The 25977-nt window shown below is 56.5% G+C and carries 26 protein-coding genes and 1 pseudogene; 11 read left to right on the forward strand and 16 right to left on the reverse strand.

All coding sequences use genetic code 11. The features are described 5' to 3' along the window. From NKI38_RS24545 to mltG, 6 genes and pseudogenes are all read right to left on the reverse strand, one after another. Positions 1-110: pseudogene (locus NKI38_RS24545) on the reverse strand (IS630 family transposase); the annotation flags it as partial. Positions 111-502: 392 nt separating this feature from the next. Beyond that, the gene (locus NKI38_RS24550; RefSeq protein ID WP_352661820.1) at positions 503-1711 is read right to left on the reverse strand and encodes an IS91 family transposase; all 1209 of its coding nucleotides are present in this window, start codon (positions 1709-1711) and stop codon (positions 503-505) included. A gap of 10 nt (positions 1712-1721) precedes the next feature. After that, entirely contained in the window at positions 1722-2582 is an 861-nt protein-coding gene (locus NKI38_RS24555; protein ID WP_352661823.1) for a tyrosine-type recombinase/integrase, read from the reverse strand. Positions 2583-2745: 163 nt separating this feature from the next. Continuing rightward, the gene (gmk, locus tag NKI38_RS24560) at positions 2746-3402 is read right to left on the reverse strand and encodes a guanylate kinase (RefSeq protein WP_352661825.1); all 657 of its coding nucleotides are present in this window, start codon (positions 3400-3402) and stop codon (positions 2746-2748) included. Positions 3403-3405: 3 nt separating this feature from the next. Beyond that, the gene (locus NKI38_RS24565) at positions 3406-4296 is read right to left on the reverse strand and encodes a YicC/YloC family endoribonuclease (protein WP_352661828.1); all 891 of its coding nucleotides are present in this window, start codon (positions 4294-4296) and stop codon (positions 3406-3408) included. A 158-nt stretch (positions 4297-4454) separates the two neighbouring features. Then, positions 4455-5651, reverse strand: a complete 1197-nt coding sequence (gene mltG / locus NKI38_RS24570; protein ID WP_352661830.1) for an endolytic transglycosylase MltG — start codon at positions 5649-5651, stop codon at positions 4455-4457. On the opposite strand from mltG, the gene NKI38_RS24575 reads away from it, so the two are divergent. Next, positions 5557-5829: a hypothetical protein gene (locus NKI38_RS24575; protein WP_352661964.1), complete on the forward strand. Its 273-nt coding sequence runs from the start codon at positions 5557-5559 to the stop codon at positions 5827-5829. The two genes, mltG and NKI38_RS24575, sit on opposite strands and share 95 nt — an antisense overlap. Here NKI38_RS24575 and fabF read toward each other — a convergent pair. Beyond that, positions 5817-7079, reverse strand: a complete 1263-nt coding sequence (fabF, locus tag NKI38_RS24580; RefSeq protein WP_352627025.1) for a beta-ketoacyl-ACP synthase II — start codon at positions 7077-7079, stop codon at positions 5817-5819. The genes NKI38_RS24575 and fabF overlap by 13 nt on opposite strands. 34 nt (positions 7080-7113) lie before the next feature. Continuing rightward, positions 7114-7350: an acyl carrier protein gene (locus NKI38_RS24585; protein ID WP_006203723.1), complete on the reverse strand. Its 237-nt coding sequence runs from the start codon at positions 7348-7350 to the stop codon at positions 7114-7116. A 498-nt stretch (positions 7351-7848) separates the two neighbouring features. Between NKI38_RS24585 and NKI38_RS24590 the strand changes: the two genes are divergently transcribed. Further along, positions 7849-8379, forward strand: coding sequence for a putative pterin-binding protein (locus tag NKI38_RS24590; protein ID WP_352661833.1), 531 nt, complete (start codon positions 7849-7851; stop codon positions 8377-8379). A gap of 21 nt (positions 8380-8400) precedes the next feature. Next, a complete protein-coding gene (locus tag NKI38_RS24595) occupies positions 8401-10374 on the forward strand; it encodes a putative bifunctional diguanylate cyclase/phosphodiesterase (RefSeq protein ID WP_352661836.1) in 1974 nt (657 codons plus the stop codon). Positions 10375-10453: 79 nt separating this feature from the next. Here NKI38_RS24595 and fabG read toward each other — a convergent pair whose 3' ends face one another. The 4 genes from fabG to NKI38_RS24615 all read right to left on the reverse strand — a co-directional run bounded on the left by fabG (position 10454) and on the right by NKI38_RS24615 (position 13809). Beyond that, positions 10454-11191, reverse strand: a complete 738-nt coding sequence (gene fabG / locus NKI38_RS24600) for a 3-oxoacyl-[acyl-carrier-protein] reductase (protein WP_352661839.1) — start codon at positions 11189-11191, stop codon at positions 10454-10456. A gap of 30 nt (positions 11192-11221) precedes the next feature. Then, the gene (gene relB / locus NKI38_RS24605; RefSeq protein ID WP_352661842.1) at positions 11222-11446 is read right to left on the reverse strand and encodes a type II toxin-antitoxin system RelB family antitoxin; all 225 of its coding nucleotides are present in this window, start codon (positions 11444-11446) and stop codon (positions 11222-11224) included. Positions 11447-11511: 65 nt separating this feature from the next. Continuing rightward, on the reverse strand, positions 11512-12465 hold the full coding sequence (fabD, locus tag NKI38_RS24610; protein ID WP_352661845.1) for an ACP S-malonyltransferase: 954 nt from the start codon (positions 12463-12465) through the stop codon (positions 11512-11514). A gap of 306 nt (positions 12466-12771) precedes the next feature. Further along, complete coding sequence (locus NKI38_RS24615; RefSeq protein ID WP_352661848.1) at positions 12772-13809, reverse strand: hypothetical protein; 1038 nt, start codon at positions 13807-13809, stop codon at positions 12772-12774. A gap of 90 nt (positions 13810-13899) precedes the next feature. Here NKI38_RS24615 and NKI38_RS24620 point away from each other — a divergent pair, with 90 nt between their 5' ends. Further along, positions 13900-14244, forward strand: coding sequence for a helix-turn-helix domain-containing protein (locus tag NKI38_RS24620; RefSeq protein ID WP_352661851.1), 345 nt, complete (start codon positions 13900-13902; stop codon positions 14242-14244). A gap of 108 nt (positions 14245-14352) precedes the next feature. Here NKI38_RS24620 and NKI38_RS24625 read toward each other — a convergent pair whose 3' ends face one another. Both NKI38_RS24625 and NKI38_RS24630 read right to left on the reverse strand, forming a co-directional pair. Further along, positions 14353-15192, reverse strand: a complete 840-nt coding sequence (locus tag NKI38_RS24625; protein WP_352661854.1) for a hypothetical protein — start codon at positions 15190-15192, stop codon at positions 14353-14355. A 919-nt stretch (positions 15193-16111) separates the two neighbouring features. Next, positions 16112-17227, reverse strand: a complete 1116-nt coding sequence (locus NKI38_RS24630; protein ID WP_352661857.1) for a GTP pyrophosphokinase — start codon at positions 17225-17227, stop codon at positions 16112-16114. A gap of 168 nt (positions 17228-17395) precedes the next feature. Between NKI38_RS24630 and NKI38_RS24635 the strand changes: the two genes are divergently transcribed. The 6 genes from NKI38_RS24635 to NKI38_RS24660 all read left to right on the forward strand — a co-directional run bounded on the left by NKI38_RS24635 (position 17396) and on the right by NKI38_RS24660 (position 21558). Next, a complete protein-coding gene (locus tag NKI38_RS24635) occupies positions 17396-17950 on the forward strand; it encodes a recombinase family protein (RefSeq protein ID WP_352661860.1) in 555 nt (184 codons plus the stop codon). Positions 17951-18191: 241 nt separating this feature from the next. Further along, positions 18192-18608, forward strand: a complete 417-nt coding sequence (locus NKI38_RS24640; protein WP_352661862.1) for a hypothetical protein — start codon at positions 18192-18194, stop codon at positions 18606-18608. Positions 18609-18733: 125 nt separating this feature from the next. Continuing rightward, positions 18734-19456: an MT-A70 family methyltransferase gene (locus NKI38_RS24645; RefSeq protein ID WP_352661865.1), complete on the forward strand. Its 723-nt coding sequence runs from the start codon at positions 18734-18736 to the stop codon at positions 19454-19456. A gap of 477 nt (positions 19457-19933) precedes the next feature. Next, a complete protein-coding gene (locus NKI38_RS24650; protein ID WP_352661868.1) occupies positions 19934-20140 on the forward strand; it encodes a hypothetical protein in 207 nt (68 codons plus the stop codon). Between the two features lie 17 nt (positions 20141-20157). Continuing rightward, positions 20158-20835 carry a hypothetical protein gene (locus NKI38_RS24655; protein WP_352661871.1) on the forward strand — a complete coding sequence of 226 codons (678 nt, stop codon included), beginning with the start codon at positions 20158-20160 and terminating at the stop codon, positions 20833-20835. A gap of 240 nt (positions 20836-21075) precedes the next feature. Next, entirely contained in the window at positions 21076-21558 is a 483-nt protein-coding gene (locus NKI38_RS24660; RefSeq protein ID WP_352661874.1) for a hypothetical protein, read from the forward strand. Positions 21559-21586: 28 nt separating this feature from the next. Here the strand turns inward: NKI38_RS24660 and NKI38_RS24665 are convergent, their stop codons facing one another. Continuing rightward, positions 21587-22585, reverse strand: a complete 999-nt coding sequence (locus NKI38_RS24665; RefSeq protein WP_352661877.1) for a hypothetical protein — start codon at positions 22583-22585, stop codon at positions 21587-21589. 198 nt (positions 22586-22783) lie between these two features. Between NKI38_RS24665 and NKI38_RS24670 the strand changes: the two genes are divergently transcribed. After that, entirely contained in the window at positions 22784-23971 is a 1188-nt protein-coding gene (locus NKI38_RS24670; protein WP_352661880.1) for an SH3 domain-containing protein, read from the forward strand. 14 nt (positions 23972-23985) lie between these two features. On the opposite strand, the gene NKI38_RS24675 is transcribed toward NKI38_RS24670, so the two are convergent. Further along, a complete protein-coding gene (locus tag NKI38_RS24675) occupies positions 23986-25815 on the reverse strand; it encodes a recombinase family protein (RefSeq protein WP_352661883.1) in 1830 nt (609 codons plus the stop codon). Between the last annotated feature and the right edge of the window lie 162 nt (positions 25816-25977).

Raw genomic sequence — 25977 nt, forward strand, 5'->3', positions numbered from 1 at the left:
GTGCTGATCCCAACCTCAAAGCGCACTGCCGCCTGCCGCCGCGACAGGCCACCCTGCTCAACTGACGCAACAACCCGTTCGCGAAGATCCATCGAGTAAGGCTTGCCCATCCATGCTGACCTCCTTGCCCAGCATGAAGGTTGAATCTGGAGGGTTCTGTGTGGTCGCGGGCGCGATGGTAGGGGCTCGCACGGGTCGTGACTACATTGAAGCCTGATTGAACTGAACCGCGGGATGGCGGGCGGGGCTATGGGGATTTAGGGCTCGACAGTGTGTCCGAGGCGCCGGAGCGGGCTCGCCGATCGCTCTTGGGCGGTCGCCCGTCGTCGCGATGCAGGACCATCTGCGACGCGAGAGACGGCGCCATTGGGTCGTTGACGCTGAGGTGCAGCGTTGCTGGCGACAGCCAGGCTGCGACTTTGACTAGCGGCGCGCAAAGGCCCCTTCGGCGACTGTAGCAGACGCCGGGATGGACGGTGCGAGCGTGTCGGTACGCAGCGTGTCATGAGGTGTCTGGCCAAGTCGGGGCCTTGCGCGGGATCGGGCCGAGCGAGGCCATGGCGCCGCCGCAGCCCGGACAGATGTCCAGGGAGCGCCCTGTGAGACAGCGGTAACGCTGGCGATAGTCGGCGGTCGGGTCCGGCGTCAGCGGCGTGGGCGCCGCCAGAAGAAGACGGCACTGGGCGAGCTTGGCGACGCGGTGGCCGTTGGCGAGGAGGCCGTAATGACGGATGCGATGGAATCCGTCTGGAAGAGCGTGCAGCAGGAAGCGCCGGATGAACTCGTCGGCGCTTAAGGTCATGAGCTTGTGCTTGGACTTGTCGTGGTGACGATAGTCCTTCCAGCGGAAGCTGACCTTTCCCTGGTCCAGGCTCACGAGGCGGCTGTTGGCGATGGCGACGCGATGGGTGTAGCGGCCCAGATAAGCGAGGACCTGTTCGGGACCGCCGAACGGGGGCTTGGCGTAGACGACCCATTCGATCCGCTTCAGTCCAGCCAGTTGGGCGCAGAAAGTGGCAGGGTCGGCCAGGCTGGCGAGATCGCTGAAGAAGCGAAGCTGGCCGGCGTCGAAGGCGTCCTGCAGGCGCCCCAGGAATAGCCGCCTGAACAGGCGCGACAGAACCCGCACTGGCAGGAAAAATCCCGGCCGGCAGGCGATCCATCGCTGGTCCCCGGCCTTCGCCGTGGCAGGCTCGAGCGACAGGCCGCCGCCCGGCACGACGCAGTGGACATGCGGATGATGGTGGAGATTTTGACCCCAAGTATGAAGCACGGCGACCATGCCGATCTCGGCGCCCAGATGCCTGGGATCGGCCGCCGCCACCCTCAAGGCTTCGGATGCGGCCTTGAACAGGATCGCATAGACCGCCGCCTTGTTCTGAAAGGCGATCTCGGCGATCCGGGCCGGGACGGTGAAGACCACGTGGAAGTATGGGACCGGCAGCAGCTCAGCCTGCCGCTCGGCCAGCCACTGGGCGCGGGCTAGGCCCTGGCACTTGGGGCAGTGGCGGTTGCGGCAGGAGTTATAGGCTTGCCGCACGAGACCGCAGTCGGCGCAGTGTTCGGCGTGACCGCCCAGGGCCGCGGTCCGGCACGCCTCCACCGCGGCCATGACCCGGCGCTCGACACGCCCGAGATGGCCGGCATGGTCGCGGCGATAATCAGCCCCGTGACGGTGGAATACATCCGCCACTTCCAGATCCGGGCGCATGGCGCGCAGCTCAGCCGGGCGGCGTGATCTCCATGCGGAGTTGGTCAAAAGGACTGGCGGTCCGGCCGATCACAGCCGTTGAGACCTGGGCGTATAGTGTCGTCGTCGCCAGGCTGCGATGGCCCAGCAGCACCTGAATGATCCTTATATCCGTGCCGGCTTCCAAAAGGTGGGTGGCGAAGCTGTGGCGAAGGGTGTGCACCGTCACCCGCTTCTCAACGCCCAGGAACTCGCAGGCTGCTTGACAGGCGATCCCTAAGGTCTGTGGGTGGATCGGGCCGCGGCCATCGCGCCGAGGAAATAGCCATCGCCCCGGCTTGGTCAACCGCCAATAGACGCGCAAAATCTCCAGCAGCTGCGGCGACAGCATCACATAGCGGTCCTTGCCGCCCTTGCCCTGCTCGATGCGAATGATCATCCGGCTGCTATCGATGTCCGTCACCTGTAGACGCGCCGCCTCCGCGGCGCGTAAGCCCACCGCATAGGTGGTCATCAGAGCGACCCGGTTCCTCGTCCCCTTCACGGCCTGCAGAAAGCCGACCACCTCATCGGCGCTCAGCACGATCGGCAACTTGCGCGGCGTCCGGGCGTAAGCGATCCGCTCAGGCAGATCAGATCGACCAAGCGTCACGCCGTAGAAGAAACGCAAGGCGCAAACGGTCTGGTTCAACGCGCCCCACGAGACCCTTCGGCCCACCAAGTGGGCCTGATAGGCGCGCACTTCTTCATATCCTAGTTGATCGGGTGATCGTCCAAAAAATCGACTGAACTTCGCCACGTGATGCACGTAGGATCGCTGGGTCTCCGGTGACAAATTGCGGATCGTCAGATCTTCAATCATCCGCTGACGCAGAGGGCTTATCTGGGCCATCTGGGGTTCTCCTGTCTGGAAGGTTGGCTCGACACCAAATCTTCTCAGACAGGGACCTCCTCAGGCCAGACCCGCGCATCAGCTACCGCGGCAGCGGTTTAGTTCAATCAGATTTGCACGCCTAAGGGAATCCCACGCCGATTCAGTCTCATTTCATCCCGCTCTAGTCCGTCTTCTCGTCCAACAGTCCCGAGACGAAATCGAACAGGCCTGGCCGGCGATCGCGTCTTAGCCGCTCGGCGACGACGATGCCGCGCACTTCGGCGAAGGCGCGGTCGAGGTCGTCATTGATGATGACGAAATCATATTCCTTCCAGTGCTCGATCTCGTTGCGGGCGTTTTTCAGCCGCGTCTCGATCACCGCCTCCTGGTCTTCGGCCCGGCGCTTCAGCCGCGCCTTCAATTCCTTCATCGACGGCGGCAAGATGAAGATCGAGACAATGTCGGCGCGCATCTTCTCCTTGAGTTGCTGGGCACCTTGCCAGTCGATGTCGAACAGCATGTCGCGCCCTTGAGCCAACGCCAGTTCGGCCGGTTCGCGCGGGGTGGCATAGCAATTGCCGTGCACCTCGGCCCATTCGAGCAGCGCGTCTGAATCGCGCAGCCGCTCGAACTCGCGCACCGTCCGGAAATGGTAGTGGACGCCCTCGATCTCGCTGCCGCGGCGCGGCCTGGTGGTGACCGAGACCGACAGTTCGAGGCTGGAATCGCTTTCCAGAAGGTTGCGCGCGATCGTCGACTTGCCGGCGCCGGATGGCGACGACAGAACGAGCATCAGGCCCCGGCGGCGAATGCGGGACCCCAAATCCTTGGCAACCATCGGCTACTCCAGATTCTGGATCTGTTCACGAAACTGGTCGACCACCGCCTTCAGTTCCAGCCCGATCGCGGTGACGGCGGCGGCATTCGACTTCGAACACAGCGTATTCGATTCGCGGTTAAATTCCTGTGCCAGAAAATCGAGCTTGCGGCCGACCGCGCCGCCGGCTTCGAGCAGTGCCCGACCGGATGCGACATGCGTTTTCAGCCGGTCGATCTCTTCGCGAATATCGGCTTTGGTGGCGAGGAACGCCGCCTCCATGTGCAGCCGGGTGGCGTCCAGGTTGGCGGAAGCGTCCATCAGCAGCCTGACCTGCTCGGCGATGCGTTCGCGGATCGCCACCGTCTCGCGCGACGGATCCGCCTCGGCCCGCAGCGTCAGCGCCTCGATTATGTCGATATGGCCCGACAGCAGCAAAGCCAGCGCAGCGCCCTCACCCTGTCGTGCCTGTTCGAGCCCAGCCAGGGCGATCTCGAGCGCGACCATGATCACGGCATCGAGCGCGGCCCTCGCCTCTTCGGTTTCGACAGTTTCGGGAATATCGAGCACGCCGCGCAGCGACAGCAATCCGTCCGATGTTGCGGGAGCAGCGCCGAATTGCTCCTGCAGCCGCTTGGCGAGCCCGGCCAGATCCTTCAGGAAGGCTTCGTTGATGACCGGCTGCGCCTGCGCGCCGGCGGCACGGCCGATGGTCAGCGTCGCCTGGAAATTGCCGCGTGCAAAACGTTTCTGAAGTGTCTGCCTGACGGCAGGTTCCAGCCGCTCGAAGCCTTGCGGCAGTCGCAGCCGCACTTCGACGCTCTTGCCGTTGACGGACTTGACCTCCCAGGCGATCGACGTGCCTTCATGCTCGGCGACGGCACGCGCAAATCCGGTCATGCTCTGCAAATTCATATCGCCCACAAGTCCCTGGCGCATCACCCCGAGACCGGCTTTCCGGAGAGGAGCAAGTGCTGCTTGAAAATGATCGCGCCGCAGGCGTGTCGAAATCGGATGCGCGGCGCTCTTGCAAATGTCGGGGCGTTGCCTGGTGGGCAACGCCTTTCTTTATTCTACTGGGCAGCGCCCGCGTCACCGCCGCTGTCGTCGCCACCGTCAGCCGGCTCACCATCGGTCGGCCCCCCGTCTGTCGGCTTGCCGGCATTGCTGTCGATGACGCCGGTGGCGGCCTTGGCGGCGTCATCGGCCTGCTTCTTCTGCAACGCACGATAGCGGGCGACATTCTCATTGTGCTCTTCCAGCGTCGCGGCAAAGACGTGCCCGCCGGTGCCATCGGCGACGAAATAGAGGTCGTCGGTCTTCGACGGATTGGCCACCGCCTCCAGCGCCGCGCGACCCGGGTTGGCGATCGGCGTCGGCGGCAGGCCGCTGATCACATAGGTGTTGTAGGGCGTCTGCTTCTGGATATCCGACTGGTAGATCGGCCGGTCCGCCGGCTTGCCCTTGCCGCCGAACAGACCGTAGATGATGGTCGGATCGGACTGCAGGCGCATGCCCTTGGCAAGCCGGTTCAGGAAGACGGCGGCAACCCGTGAACGCTCGTCACCCTTGCCGGTCTCCTTCTCTACGATCGAGGCCAGCGTAACAAACTCTTCGACGTTGGCCAGCGGCAGGTCCGGCGCGCGCCGCTGCCAGACATCGTCAACCAGCTTCTTCTGATCCGCCAGCAGCTTGTCGACCATCTGCTGGCGCGTCGCGCCGCGCGTGAAGCGCAGTGTGTCAGTGGCGAGACTGCCTTCTGGAGGCGTGGTCGCCGGCATATCGCCGCTCAAGGCAGCCTCGTCGGTGATGCGCTGCAGCGCCTGCGCGACCGTCAGCCCTTCTGGAATGGTCAGCGAATACATCACCGACTTGCCGCTCTTCAAAAGCTCCATGATGTCGCGCATGGAGGCTCTGGGCTTGATCTCGTACTCGCCAGCCTTCAGCGCGGAATCATTGCCGAAGGCGCGCACGCCAAGGCGGAAGATCCGAGCGTCGCTGACCAGTCCGCGGCGTTCGAGCTGGTCGGCGATATCCTGGACGCCGGTGTTCGGCTTGACCAGAAAGGTGTCGCCATTGGCGGAGGGGCCGGGCTCAGTGAATTCCTGCTTGCCGAAATAGACCGCAACGCCGGCCGCCAGAACCATCAGCATCACCGAGGAGATGACGAAGTTCATGAACACGACGACCTGGCTGCGTGATGCACGCGAGCGCTTCGGCGGCGGCGTGCCGGCCTCAGGCCGCAACGCCTCGCTGGCCGTTTTCGGCATGATCGGTCCGGATGTCGCCGGCCGCTGCCCGAATTCTCCGTTGCCTGCCGGATTTGTGTTCATTTCGCCCTACCGTTTGATCGCCCAACGAATCCCCAACGGCAGAGTAGAGGCGAATATGGCAAAATTGACGGCACGCCAAAGCGGCGCCCGGCAGCCGGACGATCAGCCATTGTAGCGCTGGAAGACCAGCGACGCGTTGGTACCGCCAAAGCCGAAGGAATTGGAGAGCGCCACGTCAATCTGGCGGGCACGCGGCTTGTTCGGAACCAGGTCGATCGCGGTTTCTCGCTCCGGGTTGTCGAGGTTGATGGTCGGCGGCGCGACATTGTCTCTGATGGCAAGGATCGAAAAGATCGCTTCGGCGGCACCGGCCGCCCCAAGCAGATGGCCGATTGACGACTTGGTCGACGACATCGAAATCTTCGACGCGGCATTGCCGACAAGCCGCTCGACGGCGCCGAGTTCAATCGTGTCGGCCATGGTCGAGGTGCCGTGAGCGTTGATGTAGTCGACATCGGCAGGCGTCAGCTTGGCCCGGTTCAGCGCCGCCGTCATGCAGCGGAAGGCACCGTCGCCATCCTCGGCGGGCGCCGTGATGTGATGCGCGTCGCCGGTGAGACCATAACCGGTTACCTCGGCATAGATCTTGGCGCCGCGCGCCTTGGCATGCTCGAGCTCCTCCAGCACGACAACGCCGGCACCTTCACCCATGACGAAGCCGTCGCGGTCGCGATCATAGGGACGCGACGCCGTTTGCGGCGCATCGTTGCGATCGGTCGACAGCGCCCGGCACGCGGCGAAGCCGGCGATCGACAGCCGCGTCACCGGCGCTTCGGCGCCACCTGCAAGCATCACGTCGGCATCGCCCCACATGATCAACCGGGCAGCATCGCCAATGGCGTGCGCGCCAGTCGAACAGGCCGTGACGACGGCATGGTTCGGGCCTTTCAGCCCGTGCCGGATCGAAACCTGCCCGGAGACGAGATTGATGATCTGGCCCGGGATGAAGAAAGGGCTGATGCGGCGCGGGCCGCGTTCCCTGAGGATCATCGCGTTCTCGGCGATGCCCTCGATGCCGCCAATGCCGGAGCCGATCAGGACGCCGGTGGCGCATTGCTCGGCATGTGTCTTCGGCTCCCAGCCGGAATCCTTCAGCGCTTCGTCGGCGGCGGCAATCCCGTACAGGATGAAGTCGCCGATCTTGCGCAATTCCTTCGGCTCGAGCACGGCCTCGGGATTGAAGGTGGCATTGCTGCCGTCGCCACGCGGAATGACGTGGGCGATCTTGCAGGCAAGATCTTCCACCTCGAACTCGGTGACGCGCTTGGCAGCGCTGCGGCCGGTCAGCAATTCCTTCCAGCTGTGCTCGAAGCCCATGCCGAACGGCGACAGCAGCCCAAGGCCCGTGACGACGACACGCCTCATCGCAGGTCCTCCCCGGTGATGACTGCGGAAAATATCAGGCCGAAGCCTTGTCGATGTACTTCACCGCATCTCCGACGGTCAGGATCGTCTCGGCCGCGTCGTCGGGAATCTCGACGCCGAATTCTTCTTCGAACGCCATGACGAGTTCGACCGTGTCGAGGCTGTCGGCGCCCAGATCATCGATGAAGCTCGCCTGCTCCGTCACTTTGTCGGCATCGACGCCAAGGTGCTCGATGACGATCTTCTTGACGCGCTCTGCGGTGTCACTCATTTGGGCATCCTCGTCTTTTGTTTGTCTGTCTTCGTTAGCGGGCAGAATGCCGCTAATCAAGCTGAAAGATGGTCCTGCCGGAAACGCAACGGCTACGACCGGTTTTTGCCCGAACCGCCGGGTTGCGGGCCGCATTACACGAAAATCAGCTGAGGTCCAAGCCGAAATGGGCCTTCTCCGATGACTTTGAGCGGGTTCTGTCGCGACCCCGCTCCATCCCTCCGTCGCATGCGTGCCTGGCGTCCCGCAAAAGAAATTCCGCGAGAATGGTCCAGCAGGATGACCGACGCGGGTCGATTAGAGTCATTGTTCTAGACGCGAACCAGCGACAAGACGGGCATCTTGGGCATGCCGACGACAGCCAGACGAAAATCGAAAATGGAGATAGCCTGCTAACTGAAAAGTTACTCCATCATGGTACCGTTAATGATTCTGTCAAGAAATGGTGCCCCGATGACGGTCGCGCTGGCTTGCGGGAATAAGAAAAGGAGTGGACGTATGTCATCCTTGCTCAACAAAAGAGGCCTGACGACCAAGCGCTGCCTAGTCATACTGGCGATTTTCGCATTTGGCATTCTGCCTGCGCGGGCATTGGAATCCATAAAGCTCCCAGAACCGCCGGACACGGTTGCTTTCAATATCCAGAAGAACGGTGAATCGACTCCGATCACCTTGAGGCAACTGGAGAAGCTCGGCCTCTATAGAATCACGACCCCAAGCCCTTTCGAAAGCGGCCAGCTTACATTTGAGGGCGTCCTGTTCAGCGATGTTCTCAAGCTGGTTGGATTGGAGGGCAAGGATTCCGTTGTTCTGCGAGCCGTCGACGACTATGTGCAGATAATTCCGAGAGAGGACTGGACCGACGGTCCTCTCCTGCTCGCCACGCGACAGGACGGAAAGTTACTGACCCGACGCACCCAGGGTCCTACCCGGCTCGTCTATCCCCTCAATGACTATCCTGGCTTCGATACGCCGATTCGCAAACCACGATGGGTCTGGCTGATCAAGGCGATCGAAGCCGGCAGCTAGTTGAGCTTCCGCGTGACCTTGATGGCAAAGCTTGGAAAGAGGGGCTGGCGAGTTCCGGTTACATACGGGACAGCCATAGCTGCAGCCGTGGCCTGTTCAAGCATCTTGATCACGGTGTTGTTTCTCAGCATCAGCAAGATAGAGTCGTCGCTGCCCCGGTTCGGGTTTTTCGCCATTCGCGAATTCCACATCGCCATACGCGACGTGACGCACTTGCGGGATATGATTTCGCTCGCTCAGGCTGCTCCCACGTCCACAACAAGCCTCGATCAGCTACTGGCGGCAAATGATCTGGTTTATGTCCGCTTCGAGCGGGTCGACGGCAGTGGAACGAGTCGTGAAATTCCTGCCTACGCGGGGATCGTGCCGCGCGTCAACGACCTGGTGACGCGGACTGATGCGCTGATTGCAGCCGGGCTACCTCTCGATGCAGACAGATTGAAGGAAATGGGGCTGGAACTCGATCAGATCGTAGCCCGAATGAATGAGGAGTATTATAAATTCGGTGAACAGGTAAACGCCGATCTCTACGCCTCAGAAATCAGCCTGAATAGATTTAATTATCAGATTGCCTTCGCGTTGGCGATTTTGTCACTACTTGCAATCGGGACTGCCGTTTTGCTTATCGGCCGCCGTGAGACCATAAAGAAACTGGAATTTCTGGCCTGGCGTGACGCGACCACTGGTTTGAAGAACCGTGCCTGGATGTCAGCCAATAGAGACGATTTGCTGGATCGCGCAAAGCTAGCTGGCAAGCAACTCCATCTTTACCTGATCGACCTCGATCATTTCAAGAATGTGAATGATACGTTCGGCCATCACGTTGGCGATCTTCTGCTGAAAGCCGTCGCCGAAATCCTGCAGTTGATCGAACGCCCCGATGACGTATTTGCGGTTCGATTGGGTGGAGACGAGTTCGCCGTCATCGAGGTTGGAATGACGCATTCGGCCGAAAAAGGTCTCGGCAATCGTCTTCGGGAGCAATTGAATGGGTTTGCCGAGCTGGAAGGCCATCAAGTTCGAGTTGGCGCAAGCATCGGCATGGCCAGTTTTCCGCAGCACGGTGCGGAAATTTCAACATTGATGCGCAACGCGGATAGCGCTCTCTATGCCGCAAAAGCCCAGGGGCGGGCCGGCCTGGTGACGTTTTCGCCTGCAATCCTCAGTCAAATCGATGTGCAGCTTGGCGAAGAGGCCGCAATCAAGCGAGCGCTTAATTGCGACGAATTCTTCCTGGTCTGGCAACCACAATTTGAGTTGGCAACCGGCCGCATGACCGGGGCCGAGGCCTTGGTCCGTTGGCGTGACCCGATCTCAGGGGCGATTCGGCCGCCGATATCGTTTATTCCAACAGCCGAGCGAAGTGACCTGATATTGGAACTCGACAAATTGGTCTTGAGCAAGGCTTGCCGGCAGGCAGCACAGTGGCTGCCCATTTGCTCGGAGGACTTTGTCTGCTCGGTAAATCTTTCAGGAAAGAGTCTTCAGAATGACGTCTACTTCACCCATCTGGTTGAAGTGTTGCGACAAACGGGACTGCCGACGTCACGTCTGCAACTGGAAATCACTGAAGGGGTGTTTGTCCAGAACAGCCGAAGCGCTTTGGATATCCTGACCGAAATTCGAAACATCGGAGTCAGTTTGGCACTCGACGATTTTGGCTCTGGCTATGCAAGTTTCGGCTATCTCGCCGATTTCAACCTGGATCAATTGAAGATCGACCGGTCCTTCTTGAGCGATTTGGCATCGTCCCCGAAAAAGCAGAATGTCGTGCGAGGGATCATAGCGCTGGCCAATTCGCTCAGCCTGACCGTCGTGGCGGAGGGGGTGGAAAACGAAGCGCAGCTAGATTTTCTGATTGCTGAACAATGTCACCGCGCTCAAGGGTTCTTTATGTCGAAGCCCATCGAAGAAACCTTGCTGACAAACCACATGATTGCCCGGCGAGGCAGGACGAGAAGCGCAGGAAAATTCAAGCTGAGCCTCTCCGCCTAGTCATCGTTCGACCGGCCTCATTCCGAACAACTGGTCTCATCCCGAACAAAGCGGATGCGCGGGGAAGTGCCGCGTCCGGTCAAATCATCGCCATGCCGCCATTTACATGGATGGTCTGGCCGGTGACGTAGGCGGCTTCGTTGGAGGCGAGATAGGCGACAGCGGACGCGACTTCAACGCTGGTGCCCATGCGGCGCGTCGGGATCGCCGCCATGATCGCCTCTTTCTGCTTGTCATTGAGCTTGCCGGTCATCGCCGACTCGATGAAGCCCGGGGCGACGCAGTTGACGGTGATGTTGCGAGTGGCGATCTCCTGCGCCAGCGATTTGGAAAAGCCGATCATGCCGGCCTTGGAGGCGCAGTAGTTGGTCTGGCCGGGATTGCCGGTGACGCCGACGACCGAGGTGATGTTGATGATGCGGCCGTGGCGGCGGCGCATCATCGGATGGGTGAGTTCGCGGGTCAGCCGGAACACGGCGGTCAGATTGACTTCGAGCACGGTGTCCCAGTCGGCATCCGACATGCGCACGAACAGCCCGTCCTTGGTGATGCCGGCATTGTTGACTAGGATGTCGACGCCTTCGAGATCGACCTCCGCCTTCTGGCCGAGCGCCTTGACCTCGTCGCGGTTCGACAGATTGGCCGGAAACAGCTTGACCCGGTCGCCAAGCTCGGCGGCCAGCGCTTCCAGTTTCTCGACGCGGGTGCCGTGCAGGCCGACGATCGCGCCTTGCGCATGCAGCACCCTGGCGATCGCCTCGCCAATGCCTCCCGATGCGCCGGTGACGAGCGCCTTGCGGCCAGTCAATTCAAACATGTCTTTTCCTTCTCTCAAACCGGACAACGATTATCTGTAGACATCACTGCCCCAGAAGTCGTCGGCTTTCATAATACCTTCCTCACCGATCCTGATCCGCACCAGCACCGCGGCGGCAAGACAGTAGTCTTCTAGGTCCTCAAGGCCGCGCTCAATGAACTCGCGCATGTAATAAGCGCTGGCGAGACCGGTCTTGGACGCGAGAGCATCCAGGCGCAGCCTGACCTCTGGAGAAAGACGGATCGATGTGGGCATGCCGCACCTTGGTTGCGATGCGCGTATTCATGTGGCCGCGCGTCTGTGAATTCAAGTCAGGCCGTTCAACCAAGCGCCGCTAGCGCTGCCTCGACTTCGACCGGCGTGCCGACAGCTGATGTGGCGATGTCGCGGTTGATGCGGCGCGCCAATCCCGAAAGCACCTTGCCGGCGCCAATCTCGTAAAGTGTGGTGACGCCATTTGCGCCGAACCATTCCACCGTCTCGCGCCAGCGCACGCGGGAGACCACCTGCTCGACCAGACGCCGCGCGATCTCGTCGGGGTCATTGGTCGGGGTGACGGTAACGTTGGAGACGATGGGCACCACCGGCGCGGCCTTCGTCACGCTGGCCAACGCCTCGCGCATGATCTCGGCCGCAGGCGTCATCAGAGCGGAGTGGAAGGGCGCAGACACCTGCAGCATCAGCGCGCGCTTGGCGCCCTTTTCCGTGCACAGTTTTGCCGCCAGTTCGACCGCGGCCTTGACGCCGGAAATGACGAGTTGGCCACCGCCATTGTCGTTCGCCACCTGGCAAACAGAGCCCTTCCCGGCCGCTTGGGCGGCCTCGGCGCAGGCAGCTTCGACATCGGCCTGTTCCAGTCCGATGATCGCTGCCATCGCGCCCTCGCCGGCCGGCACCGCCGCCTGCATGGCGTTGCCGCGGATGCGCAGCAGCCGGGCGGCATCGGCAACCGAAACGAAGCCTGCGGCCGCGAGCGCCGAATATTCGCCCAGCGAATGGCCGGCGACATAGGCGACCTTGCCTTTCAGCGAGAAACCACGCGATTCCAGCGCCCGGATCGCGGCCAGCGACACCGCCATCAGCGCCGGTTGCGCGTTGGCGGTCAGGGTCAACGTCTCTTCCGGACCTTCCCAGATCAGCTTCGACAGGTTTTCGCCGAGCGCGTCATCGACTTCCTGGAAGATCCGGCGCGCCTCCGGAAAGGCGTCGGCGAGATCCTTGCCCATGCCGACAGCCTGGCTGCCTTGTCCAGGAAAGGTGAATGCAACGGCCATGCGAGGGCTCCCAAGGGTTGGTTTTGCTTGCCTGGTAGATGAGTTTTTCTTGCGTGTGACGCAAGGCGGGCTGCCAAGTCAAGCCCGGTTCGACCCCGCCCGGCGGCAACTTTGTCTGCAGAGTGCCTGTTCCGAAAGGCTTTTTGGCGATCACACTCCATGAATCAATTTGCCGCCACATCTTTTTCGCAGCGATGGCCAGCTTGATGCCCTGTTGATGGGTATCCTCGAAGACCGTGGTGAAGCCAAACTAACCCGCCCCCTAAACGAGTTGAGGGTTACGATCCGGCATCGGCGGCCAGAGAGCTACCTCGATGTAATTTGCTCGAACTTGAATTTATAGAGCGGACTGACCATCGAGGGCTCTTCCAGCAGATTGGTATCCACAAGCCCGCTGACATCCGACGGGTAAAAATGCCCCGAGAAAACAATTGTTTGGCCGACTTCCAAACCCAGAACGGTTTGATACAAGCTCGAGTCAGCGGTTATAAAACTTCCGTCATCCGGCTTGGTTCGTTCCGATGACCCAAGCGTTTCTGCGGTCTGGTTCAAAATTCCGTCCAGCATCGAGTCCGGATTATCCAACAAGCTCCCCGAGCCGATTCTAATTTCGTCACCAACCTCAACGGAAAGCGATGCCCAGTGGCCGTTCACCTTATCGACTTTGTACACCTTCCCGACCCAGTTCGAGACTGAAAAACTGCCTTGGCTAAACGGTTGGAGCTTTTTGCCTCTTTCCTGCAAAAGCGTGGATTTTAGCAACTCGTTTTGTGATCCCTTGTATCTCTCCCGAAATTCGCTGTTGATTGCGACAAACCTCGCTTCTTGGTCAGGAATGATCGGATCAGATTGAACATTCTGGATCGGATTGGACTGGGCACCTGCGGCGTTGGTTCCTGCGCTGCTGACGGCCTCGTTCCCCGGTGCAAATTTGGCCGAGTCATCATTGAGGTTGATGGCGAGATGCAGCAAATACAACCCTCCAACTACAACCACGAACCTGACCAGAAATTTCGTGCCAAATTTGCCTTCAGTGGCCCGAGTATCCGCACTCTTCGAATCCGAAGGAAACATCAAAGCCGACACGGCCCTCTCAAATTCCTTCTTGCTCAGAGTCTTATTTGAGAGCAGCCCGTAGAGCTTGTCGATTTCCTCGGCGATTTTGAGGTGCTTGCCACTAATAAGTTGCGACTTGGCACTTTCGTACCCTTTTGCGGAGATGACCCCTCTTTCTCGGAGAGACGAGAGTCGACCTAATTCGTCCGCAATCTCTGCGCTCATTTCACTTGCCCCCAACTCTTTCCTCACGCCTGAATTAATATCCAAGACAGCGTCAATGTTCAACGAAGGACACGTAATTTATTACGGAATTTTGCCGCCTTAGTCGGATATTGTTCGGTTCACGGCTTGAGGCTGGCAGCGCAATGCTGCCCTATGTCAGCGACCAAAAACTTCGGCACGATTCTGAGGGAACTCCGCAAGTTGCGAGAGCTTACGCAGGACGATTTGGCGCTCCGGACGGATAGGTCAGTTGACGCTGTTTCCCAGTGGGAAAGAGGACTGAATTGGCCCAACTTCGAAACCCTCGTACGCCTCGGCAAGGCTCTGGATGTCCCCGTGAGAGTTTTCTTTCAAGAGGGCGATCTGACTCAATCTGAGCAACGGGCCATGCTTGAGATTCAAGCCGGCGTGATACTCTCAGGACTTAATGATGGCGATTTGCAGGTTGCAGTTGAGCAGCTAAGGGCGCTGGCAAAACGAACCCAATCGGCGTCATAGTTTGTAATTTAGGCAGGCCCGAGCATGGCACAAAGGGCACACCTCTCCCAAATTGCCAGCATCCTCTGGCTTTCTGCGGCACCATGCTCTCTTCGCCGTTTGTTGCGGCTACGGCTGACGCTCTCCGTTCGGATTCGTTAGAAGCTTGGTGCGCATCCACTTTTCCCCTATTTTTTCAATGATCGCATATCTGTCTGGGTCCTCCGATGCGATGACCTTTAGCACTCCAAAAGCCCTGCCAAAGTCATTGTCACTCGCAGATTTGATGTAGAGGCGAGGAAAAATGATAACAAGCAAGCTGAACGCAACGGCCAACAATCCGAGGCCAGCAAAGACCAAAAGAGCCAAGCCTAAAAGCAGTCCGTAAACAGGGGTATCCAAAAAGAACCTATCAGTGGCCGAAAGTTCCCGCTGTTCATCGGTCGGAGCTTTTCTAATTTGCACCGGATCATCACCAACAGATATCAAAATATCCCCACCGCCGGATGAATCGGAAAATCCGGAATCATCAGCAAGGCCGTAAACCTCAATCTTTTCGTTCGGCGCAATTGTATAGTCTTTCGCTGAATCTCCCGGGTACTCGATATTCCCGTCTGCATCGACAGCAGCAACTTTAAACCCACTGAGTTTAAGATTCAGGTTTTTATATATCTTTCCACCAAAATTCGAGATGACAAATTTCTGAATGACAAAGCCCGAGTTAAAATCGTAGTCGTGCTTTCGAAGCGCATCGACCCCACTTGCCGGCGTCATTCGACCATCGGCAATAAGCTTAGCAAGCCCAGCCTGGATAATGTCATTTCCTGTATATAGGGGCAGCGATATCGTGCTCTGATACGCATCAATCGATGGCTTCTCCGGCCCTTGCTGTAGGAAGTAATGGTTGAATGAGGTTACGATGATAGCCGTGATAATCGACCCAACAATGCCATAAAGCCACGCCTTCATTTACGGATTCCCCCTCTTGATCGACCGGGAATCCCCCAGCCAATCAAGCCTATCTTATCACGACAACCTGGGGCCTCACCACAAAGGAGCGGAAAGCCGCCCCCCTTGATCCGAGCATACCTGAGCACCAAAGATGTCCCCGCCGCCCAACTATGTCAGGCGTGCTTCCCCGCCTTGAGCGTGGCCACAGCCCCCGCCAACAGAGACTCGATTGATTTGCGAATGTCTGCTCGATGAGAGAGAGGCATTGGAGTCCACACAGGGCGAGCTTCGTCATGCACTGAGATTTCAAAGTTGCTGAGGGGACTATCCAGATTCTTCAACATGCCGGCTGCTCTGTAGCCGAGTTTTTTCGTTCCACTGTGATCCGCAGCGCTCAGAGTAACTTCCCATTCGTATGTTCCATCGGGGAGCGTATCCACACAACAGTTGAGAACCGGACCATCGTATTGCTTAGCAGTCATTGAAAGCCCCCTTTTGGTCGTCCCCAGAGCCCCGAGGAAATCAGCCCGCAGCCCTAAGGGGCGTCCCCGACCAGTCAAACCGGAAGCAGTTAGCCTGTTCCTCAAGGACTCGATCCTTCGAGGTCAGTCCTAGGTCTAGATAGAGCACAGCCCCATCGGACGGCATCCTCGTGGCGGCGTTCACCACGATAACGGAAAGCACCGGATAGCCCGCACGTGACAACGTATGGCTATCCCGCCAAGGATGTCTCCCCAGCCCCGAGTGGCAACGTTGAATTTTGTCGAAAGCTCACCGTAAGTGACTGTGTCCCCAGCCGTCGCAACTGCAGCAAGGTGCCGGGCGACATCCAACCGAAAGCTGTTCTTCATTTTCAAATAATGGCTTGCTGATATCTGGCCCATTGACGATCCCCCTAATTTCCACCCAGCCCCAAATCTTGGATGTCCTACGACTTTCACTTTCTAGATGGCTTCGCTCTAACTTTTGGCTTGGCGGGCGGCGTAGTTAGCTGCCTGTAGGCATCGTCGATTCGACCACGAGTTTTTCCGATGAATCCACCGCTCCTGATTGCGACGTCCCGCACAGAATCGTTCCGAGAAAAATAAAGAAGCATTCTTATCAAGGCATACACGGACAAGGTGACCCTTGGAATTTTGCGCTGGTTAATCAGATCAAAGATCGGTGCAAATGATGAGACTAAGTCATTGAGTGTAGCATCCAGCTTCTGGATGGTGTCAATCTCCGTCGCCCGCAATAGCGGAAGCAATCGATTGTAGCGCTGGTCTTCTTCGTCAATCTGCCCAGTGAATGTAGGTACGTGAAGTCCGCTCCTCCTTGCGGCAGATACGAGCTTTTTGACTGTTGAACTCTCTTCAAGAAACACTTCCAGAGAGTCTTTGTTGACTGCAACCTGCAGCTTTCCGGCTTTCACCCCCTCTGCATATTCTTCCCTTAGTTTAACAACCCGCCGCTCAATATCGGTCAAATCCTCGTCAACACCTTCAAGCATTGCGCTAACTCGATAGAGCTTGCGCTTGATCGGGATCGGAACTGCGCTGTCATTTCCATACCTAAGCCGCCTGTCTAGGGCGGCCCAGGTATGTTGAAGCAGGGTCCGTACCTGTATCTCCAGCTTCATACCTGCGAACTGTACGTATTCTGGAAGTTTATCTCTGGCCGATCCATAACTGGCGATGTAGTGGATTGAGGCGTAGCCAAAGCGATCCGGCTCCGATGCTTGGGTCTTATCGATCGAGTTGACCAAGTCGATTTCATACCAGCTTTTAATCAAGCGACAAATTGCATCTACGTCCTTTTGGTAATAGGCGATTATGCGTATTCCGCTCAAATCAGTGATATCCGTATACTTTTCGTATTTGCCGATTTTATCTGGCCTAGTTACCTTCTTCGAAAAACTTGCAAGGTCTTTGGTTCTCTTCTCGATAGCCAAATACTCGATACTTTTCCCATTCATCAATGACTTTATTCTATGCTCGGATTCTTTTGTAAACTCGAGATATCTCCGTCGGCTTTTCTTGAAGTCAGATATCATCCTTGCGGCATGATCCATCCCCTCACCCCCTATCGATTGTTACCCAGCAAACTGCCTTCCGATCACCAATAGCCCCTGCTCCTGTGGGAACGACCATATCTGTTCGCTTGTGTCCCACAAGAGTTCCATTGACATTTTGGGAATTCTGTCCCACAATCTCATAGGGGCTATTGGGAAGGATTTTGCATGTTTGTGGGTTATGCGAGGACAAGCACTGTAGACCAACAGGCTGGGTATGAGGCGCAGCTTCGGGACATCAAATCGCAGGGCTGCGAGAAGGTTTTCAGCGAACAGGTTTCTTCCGTCAATGCACGCCGGGACGAACTTGAGCGGGTGATCGAGTTCGTGCGTGAGGGCGACATCCTTGTGGTGACACGACTTGACCGCCTCGCCCGTTCGGTTGCCGATCTGTGCCAGATTGTCGCCCGGCTTGAGGCCAAAAAAGTCGGATTGAAAATCCTCGACATGAACGTGGACACCACCACCCCAACCGGTCGCCTGATGTTTAATCTGCTGGGCTCAATTGCTCAGTTTGAGCGGGAATTAATGCTTGAGCGTCAGCGTGAAGGAATCGCCAAGGCTAAGGCCGAAAACAAGTTCAAAGGCCGGGCACCTACCGCCCGCCGCAAGTCCGATGCCATTTGGTCAATGCATCGGGCAGGCAAGAAGCCAACTGAAATCGCCAAGGCAATCGGGGTGGGACGCTCGTCCGTGTATCGGATTTTGGCTGAGGCCGCTTGATGGCCCAAACTGCGACTGGGCTGCTCCTGGAGCAGTCGCCGACGCAAGGGGTGGATCGGCAACCTTTCCCTGCCCGCTCGTGCTGAGATCGACAGGCTGCTTAAAGAGACCGGTGTTGAGAACTTCAAAGACAACTGGCGAGAGCACAAAGCCGACCTTGACGATCTTGAGAGCAGCTTCGGCACGAAGCCCTGACACCGGACAGCGCTGTTATCGTCAGCGGTTCAAGGTAGAGGGCCTGTTGCTCGAATTTACAGCCACACATGGCGGCCCTGTGACCTTTCGAGCAATTGGCGGGCAGACACAGCTGAAGGCGTTCTCCGGCGGCTCCTGGGGCGGCTGGGACGATGAAATCGCTCAGTTCACTGGAAGCGGCTATTTCCGGAATGGCTTTCTCGTCCTGCGGCACGTTGTGTCACTTACAAGCGACTGGGTTCGACGTGAAAGGCCCTTTCGTTTTCACTTCGAAGCTGTAGACGAGAGGAAGCACCGGATTTATCTTTACCTGGTGGCTCGCTACCAGGCCCCGATGAAACGGCGTTACGTGCATTTTATGGACGGAAATCGGTTCTGGTTCGTTCGGACTTCCGACGACCCCGGCTTGGGCCAGCAAATTCCTGATAACGACGGCCGGGCCGGTGATCACCACATTGGCTGAAGTAGACCGCAGAGACGGTATCGAGCGCTTTGACCAGCTTGTGGACCTCGACGCTGAATAGCTTGCCAGTGAGGGTCAAAACCGGCTCATTTCGTCGACTCAGGCGAAAACGGCGGGAAACGCAATTGCACGACTTACAAACCAAGTACCCGATAATTTTGGCCGACCCTGCATGGCACTTCAAAACGAATGTGACCAAGAATGGGCGACACGTAACGAAGCACTACGACACGATGAGTATCGAGGCGATCAAAAATCTCCCTGTTGCTGACATTTCAGCAGATGATGCAATTCTTTTCCTCTGGGTAACCAATCCGCTGCTTGATAGGGCGCCCGAGATAATCGCTTCTTGGGGATTTCGGTATAAGACGGTTGGATTCACGTGGATCAAGCAAAACAAGAAAAGTGAAGGGCTGTTCAAAGGCATGGGTTACTACACCCGTGCCAACGCAGAACACTGCCTGATTGGAACACGTGGAAAGGTATTGCCTCGAAAATCGAAATCAATCGAGCAGCTCATTTTTGCCCCAAGGCGAGAACATTCACGAAAACCGGACGAAATTTACCATCGCATCGAGGCCTTGTATGAAGGCCCATATCTGGAACTGTTTTCCCGCAGTTCGAAGCCGGGATGGACGCTCTGGGGAAATGAGGTTGGCAAATTCAAGACCGGAACCCGCCCGACAATCGCCAAACCGCCGAGAGGAAAGCTTACGGCAGCCGATGTTATCGAAATCCGGCGACAGTTTCATGAAGACGGAGCGTGGCAATCTGTGATTGCCAAACGGTTTGGGGTTTCCGTGCCGACAATCTCTAGGTGCATAAAGCACAAAGTCTTTGGCGTTTAGTTCTTGGACCCGCCGTCTCCCATGCGAGGGGCGGAAACGCACTGAACCAAGCTTGTTTTCCAATATAATGATTATATTAACGGTTATATTCTTGATGTGCTGTATTACCGTACATATTTCAAATATGCGATAAATGTAGAATCAAGCGATGGTTGATTATCTATTGACAGCCCTGAGGGTTTGTGCTATTACTAGCTGGACATTGACGATACCCACCCAATCAGCCCCTCAACATTGAACTCGCTTGGGGAGCTGTAGTTACGTGATGATTACGCAAATGCCACTTTTGAGCCTTTGCGTTCCATACCATTCGGTCTGTCAACGGATGAAGTGTGGCAATTACTAAATACTCACTGCGTGCACAGGGATATTCGCTGCGCAGCAGATTGGCGTGGATCGCATTGTTATGATTAGGTTTGAAACGGCACTTTTGCCTCCAACAGCGAAGCTATGCCAATATTTAGGAAAGACTGCGAGATGGATGAAAACAACCCAAGAGACATCGCCCTGAGTGACATCGAGGCGCACTGTCCACGTTATTATTCTGATTTCTACTCAATCGTCAGTTCATCGGTGTCGGATTTTGAAGCTGCCGAAACCTTAGACGAAAAGGTCGATTGCTTATTCACGTTGCAGCTCATGCTCGCCTCGGCCTGTGTTCGTTTGCTGCCAAAGACTCGTTGAGACGAGGTCGACACACTATGGCAGTGACGATAGCGATCGACCCGACTGCTTTGCCGGCCCTCAAGCTAATGGCAAAGCGGAGTGGCAAAGACAGCGTCCAGGAACTGGCCGGCCAGATTCTCAACGACTGGCTGGTGCAGAACAAGGCTGACATAGCCCGTGAGTTGATCATCGAGAAGATTGCTCGCCACCGGATGACCCAGTTCGTTACGATTCCTTTCGTCCGAACTGGGTCGATCGAGGAGGCAGCAGAAATAGCCTATCGGAAGATCAGAGCTTCAAAGGCGCAGCCACCACTTCCGATGGAGGACCCCATATCTATCTTGAGGGCGCAAGATCGGCCTACCGGCGATCGTTTGGTCAAACGATATTTCTCTACGCTGCGTCGTCAGTTTGATCGAAATTTGCCGGCAGTTGCAATCAGTGAGACCGTCAAGAAGAACGGGATCGACTCGACCTTCCTTCACTATCATTGCCTGCTTGCAATCCCGGACCACGAGGAGCTTAGGTTTCGCCGGATGTCCCAACATTTCTGGGGCAAGATTGGGATGCAGAAGGTTGGCTTCCCTGTGAAGCCGTCGATCCTTCGGCTGGATTCACAAGATTTGGCCATCCGTTATGCCCTCAAGAACGTGGACGAGCGTTACCCGATCGAGAACATTATCCTGTCGGGCTATGATGCACAGCCGGCATAGATCGAGTTGACGGCCCGTTCGCTGGGGCAAAGACCTGGGAAATAGGATGGCTGAAAATCGCTTAGATTCGGAGTTGTCGACGATCTTGGTAATCGGGCCGCTTCTTGGAAGCTCTTTACCCGTTCGGGACCAAACATCGATTTCTACCTCGCCTGTCGTGAACTCGGGGGCTCACTCAAGACTAGCTTTCATCAGTCGGGATTTTGGCACACCGCTTATGACCAGGCGGCCTTTGAACGAATGAAACCGAGCGACCAAGAGGGTCGTAATTGGTTCATCAGCAAGTGGCCAAAGCCGACCGAAAAGCTACCGGGATTCCGGATAGGCATGCACGTCATCACGCCATTTGGATCGTCGACGGTTCAAGACAAAAACTTGCCCGCAGGTTTCATAAAGGTTGCGCCCGCCCCGACCGGACGAGCAATCGAGTTCACTGTTGCGGTAAGCGAACCGCAAGTGCTCATTTCAGGCTGGCCAGGAAGCAGGACGGGAACGAGCCTTGTCGGCACGCTGGCGCTTACCGACGGCTCGACCGTCTGGGTTCTATCGTCCGTGGTCGATATACCCGAAATCAAAGTTCCTCACCGCAGTCCCCATTTCTTCGAAGGCCACGACGTGTCTGACCTCAGAAGCGAGGCCTTACGGGCGCTGGCGTTTGCGGACTGCGCCGACGGATCGAAGATGATTGTCGACGCCAAGGTTGCGCCCTTGGCTCGCCCGTGAGGACCAGCCCCTTGCTCGCTCGCTAATATTAAGCTGAGACCAATTCGGCTATGTCGGTCAAAGGACCGAGATTCAGGAAAACCGGAGTCGAAGGACGAGTTCTTTTCGGCATCAAGATGGCCCTAAACTCTCGCTGGTAAGCGTATCGGAAATGTTTGAGAAAATGGATCTCGTTGGCACTTTCGACGTCAACCGTTTTGTATGGATCGTAATAAACAACAGGAGAAAAAACAGCTCTGGCAAGCACGTCGTCTTCATTATCTGAATTGTGTCTATGTATGCTCTGAACCGCTCGCCTTTTGAATTCTTCGACATCTTGAATTACCAAGCAGCTATCCGCATTGAACTCGGCATACATCCGCAATTCATAAACGCAGGAGAATGAACACACCCAAAATTCAGATTCGAGTTCGTAATAGCCTCCATTGCTGACATGGACTTGATTTTCATTGTCGAACTGGGCAGGGAGAAGAGCGCCGTCGGCATACGCTAGCGACGGACTAAAGCGAAGTTTGCCACTATGAAGAAGCGAGCTGTTGAATTCCTTAGCAGAGAATCGGAATATCTTTTCCGGCTTTCGATAGGCTGTAGAGAAGGTTTTGTTTGAGGTACGAAGTTCATGTCTGACAGCCCACTTTTGTTCAATAAGAGCCTTCTCTGCATCAATTATTTTACGCTTATCATTTGCTTTTATTACATCTCTGCCTCTAAGCTCTCCTTCGTACGCAACCTCTATCATCATTTTAAAAAAATCAAGGTGAGGTAAAGAGTAGTATATACCGCCGTCGATAGTAATATCTGGTTTGTATTTCCAACTGTCCCAGTCGAGAGCCATTATATTGTCGAAAATATCGCACATCCTACCTTCTAGGTCTTCGATCGATGTCGTGAGCAGATAGCGATTCTTCAGATACTCCTGTCGCCAAAGCCGAGGCATTTCGGTGTTCATAGACACGGGCTTCGGAAAACGATGGATTTCTTGGCCCGGATTGAGGCGTGATCCACCAAGGTCGTCCTGGCCCTTCATATCGCCTCCTTAGGAATGATCCTCTCGTCGATTCGCTTAGCATGGGCTCTCGTCGGGCTAGATCAACCGGAAATCGTGCATCACGGTCAGCGACCCCCGCCCGTGACTTTTCTGAATGATCTCCGGATACCTTGGATTTCTGCCGGTTGGCGCTTACATCTTAAGTGCGACTCACGTCGAGCTGGGGATGGTCGAAAAATGACAGATTCGGGGCTTGGTGGCTTGGCACTTGATCCGGCGACACGTGCATTGTTCGAATTTGTAAATAGCCCTGGCATGAGGCAAGCGCAGCTTGCGTTCAGAGGCCTTCCGGAGAGCCCGGCCTTCAAGGAGGCTCAGAAGCTGGTAGCAGCCATCAGGGACCTTCCGAAGAGTCCTGCCTTCACGGAAGCCCAGAAGCTGGTAGCAGCCATCAGGGACCTTCCGAAAAGTCCTGCCCTCACGGAAGCCCAGAAGCTGGTAGCAGCCATCAGGGACCTTCCGAAGAGTCCTGCCCTCACGGAAGCCCAGAAGCTGGTAGCAGCCATCAGGGACCTTGCGAAGAGTCCTGCCCTCACGGAAGCCCAGAAGCTGGTAGCAGCCATCAGGGACCTTCCGAAGAGTCCTGCCCTCACGGAAGCCCAGAAGCTGGTTAGCGCCTTCAGCGCTTTTGCCGCCAGCACGCCATATGATTTGCCCACTGTGAATGCGATCAAGGGGCTTGCAATTGCTATCAACAGCCCCACTGAATACGCCTCCACACTAGAGCATTTTTCAAATTCCTCGGCCGGTAGGATTATCCAGGAGATAGCCTATTCCCGGATCACAGAGGCAGAAGACGAGGCAGAAGCACCGGTTCACTCTATCGGGAGTATTCGCTCAGATAGAAACCCAATAAGCATCGCTCATTCGGACATACACAATGAGATACTAAAATCTCTGTCTGCGATTCGATATACGCTCGACAAAAACAGCACTTCTCGATCCGAAAAATTACTGTCTCTTTTTATATTTCCTGCCGTTTTATCATTGTTTTGCGTCATACTCTCCGCATACCTGTCGTCATATGACCTTTCTAAACTTAGCTCTTCAATGCGAGATGATTTGCAGTCGGGCGACGAGCGAGTCATACACAAAATAACAGAAAAGCTCTACGAGATAGAGATCTCAATCGATAGATTGGCTCAGCGTAAAGAGCCGAATCTCTCATTTTATCTAGTCGTTAGAGCGGTTCCTCTAAATTGGGAAAAGAAGTACTCTGGCGGTCACTACATTTTGCTACAGCCCGGTCAGCGGGTTGAAGTCCTGCGACGGTCAGGCAAATGGCTGGAAGTTCGCACCATACTTGCCGATCATACCGAGATCGCTGGTTGGGTCTTGAAAAAATACCTGCGATCCGCTCGTTGACCGCAGGCACTTTTTCAGCGGAATCCTAGCTCTCTCGCCTGCCGCTCGATGGTAGCCTGTACCTCTTCCATTCTCTCAATGACTCTCTTTGCACCGTCCAGACCAGCCTTGCCGCCGTTCTCAACCATCCAATCCACTTCCCTCATGGTTTCGGCCAGTATGCAGTCTCCTAGCCCCGTAGCCGTCACTAAATCGTCTGGGATGATATCTTTTCCCTTGAACCCCCCAGTGACCGCATAGGGCTTTTTGGCGTTCGTGTAGTCCACATGCACGGTTCGGATTCCACCACCCGCAAAATGGACCGAGAAGGATGAATCAAACTTACTGGTGCCGTCCCGCTTGAGGGTCACGCACTCCACAATCGTCCTGATGTGTTCAGCCACCTTTGCCCGTATCTTGGCATCCTTTGGTAGCTCTACCGGTAGCAGTTCATTGGATGCGCTACGCTCTGCATGCACCTTGTTGCGCTCGACCTCTAGCACCTTTGCCTGTGCGTTGATGGCGTCCAGCTTTTGCCGATTGGACCGAACCCTGCCTTGGTAGATTGGTTCGATATCCGGTGTCTTCTCAATCGCCGACAGATAGGTTTCTTCCACCTTCATCAGGTTCGAACGCTCACCCTGTAGGGCTTGAAGCTGCTTGGTAATCTCTGCCAGCTTGGACTCCGAACCGTCACCGATGACGGCTCGTGTATCAATCTCCCTGACCACTGACAGGAATGCCGACTCGAACACGTCATAGTTCCATGGCTTGTGGCTGCATGTCTTCACGCCAACACCCCTGCAACGGAATTGGAGCGCCTTGTGTGGCTGCTTTTGGTTTCTGCCGTCTTTGATGTTCATGGCTTCGCCGCAATAGTGGCACTTGGCGATGCCCTTAAACAGGTTGGTGTAGTGCTTGCCCGTCCTACCCTTCGCAACCATGTGCCGCTTGGCTCTAGATGCCTCTGCCCGGTAATAATCTTCCTTCGATACGATCGGCGGGAACGCAATCCATGGGTCACCGTCTTTCGGGTGATATTCTCCAAACACTGCCTTGGAACGGAGGACGTAGGCAACGCTGGTGACGGTCCAGAAATCCGAACGGTTCTTGATCGTCTTGCGCTTGTGCTTGGCCAGTAGTGGAACACCTTCCTTGTTCAGGATTTGGGCTATGGCCGTGATGCCTAGCCCGGAGATGCACATATCGAAAATGCGTTGGACGATTGCCACCTTGGCTTCATCCATCTGCAGTTCCCCGCTGGCCTCATAGAGCCACGCAGGCGGGTTGCCGGGAATGTGCTTACCACTTGAACGTGCCTTTTGCGTTCTGCCTGCCCAACTGTCCCTGACACGCCTTGAGAGCTTTTGCACAAATCTGTGATTGCTCTTCATATCGCTGATGGCTTCTTTCAGATTCTCTTCGTCAAGGTCCTCCCAACGGAAGGAGCGTTCATCATCGTCATCATCCCCGAGCGTCACCAACACGATTCCAGCACGAAGGAGGTCCAAGAAGATCGTCAGGACTTCCGCCGTTCTCATGCGGCTCAGGCGGTCTAGCGACTCGACCAACAGGTAAGAGCCCTTGGCAACGAACCCGTCTTTCGCAGAGGTCACAAAAGCGGATATTGCACCCTCTTTCAGGTTCTTGCCCCGGAATGCGGACACACCGGCATCAACCATGATCTTGTCATCAGCCAAGAGAACGCCGTTTCTCTGGCACCACTTTTCGGCCAAATGCTTCTGGCGACGGAATGAATCGCCTTCGCCTTGGATGGCTGATGACCACCGGATGTACGAATAGGCCACCGGTGTTTCTATATTTCCGGTATATGAATGTGAATGTGAAAAAGGCAACGTTTTCATGGGGTTCCACCGTGTTAACCGCCATATGGGACGCCTGTTTGGGGAAACAAGCGACTAGGGTGGCTAATATTTTAGTGGATCACTCCTGATGAAAACCGCTCACGATTCGTTTGCTGGCTCTTCTTATTTTGGCCACAGGCGCTAGCTTTGCGTGACAATTCC

It is taken from the genome of Mesorhizobium sp. M0621 (genome assembly GCF_040320745.1).
Classification (GTDB): domain Bacteria; phylum Pseudomonadota; class Alphaproteobacteria; order Rhizobiales; family Rhizobiaceae; genus Mesorhizobium.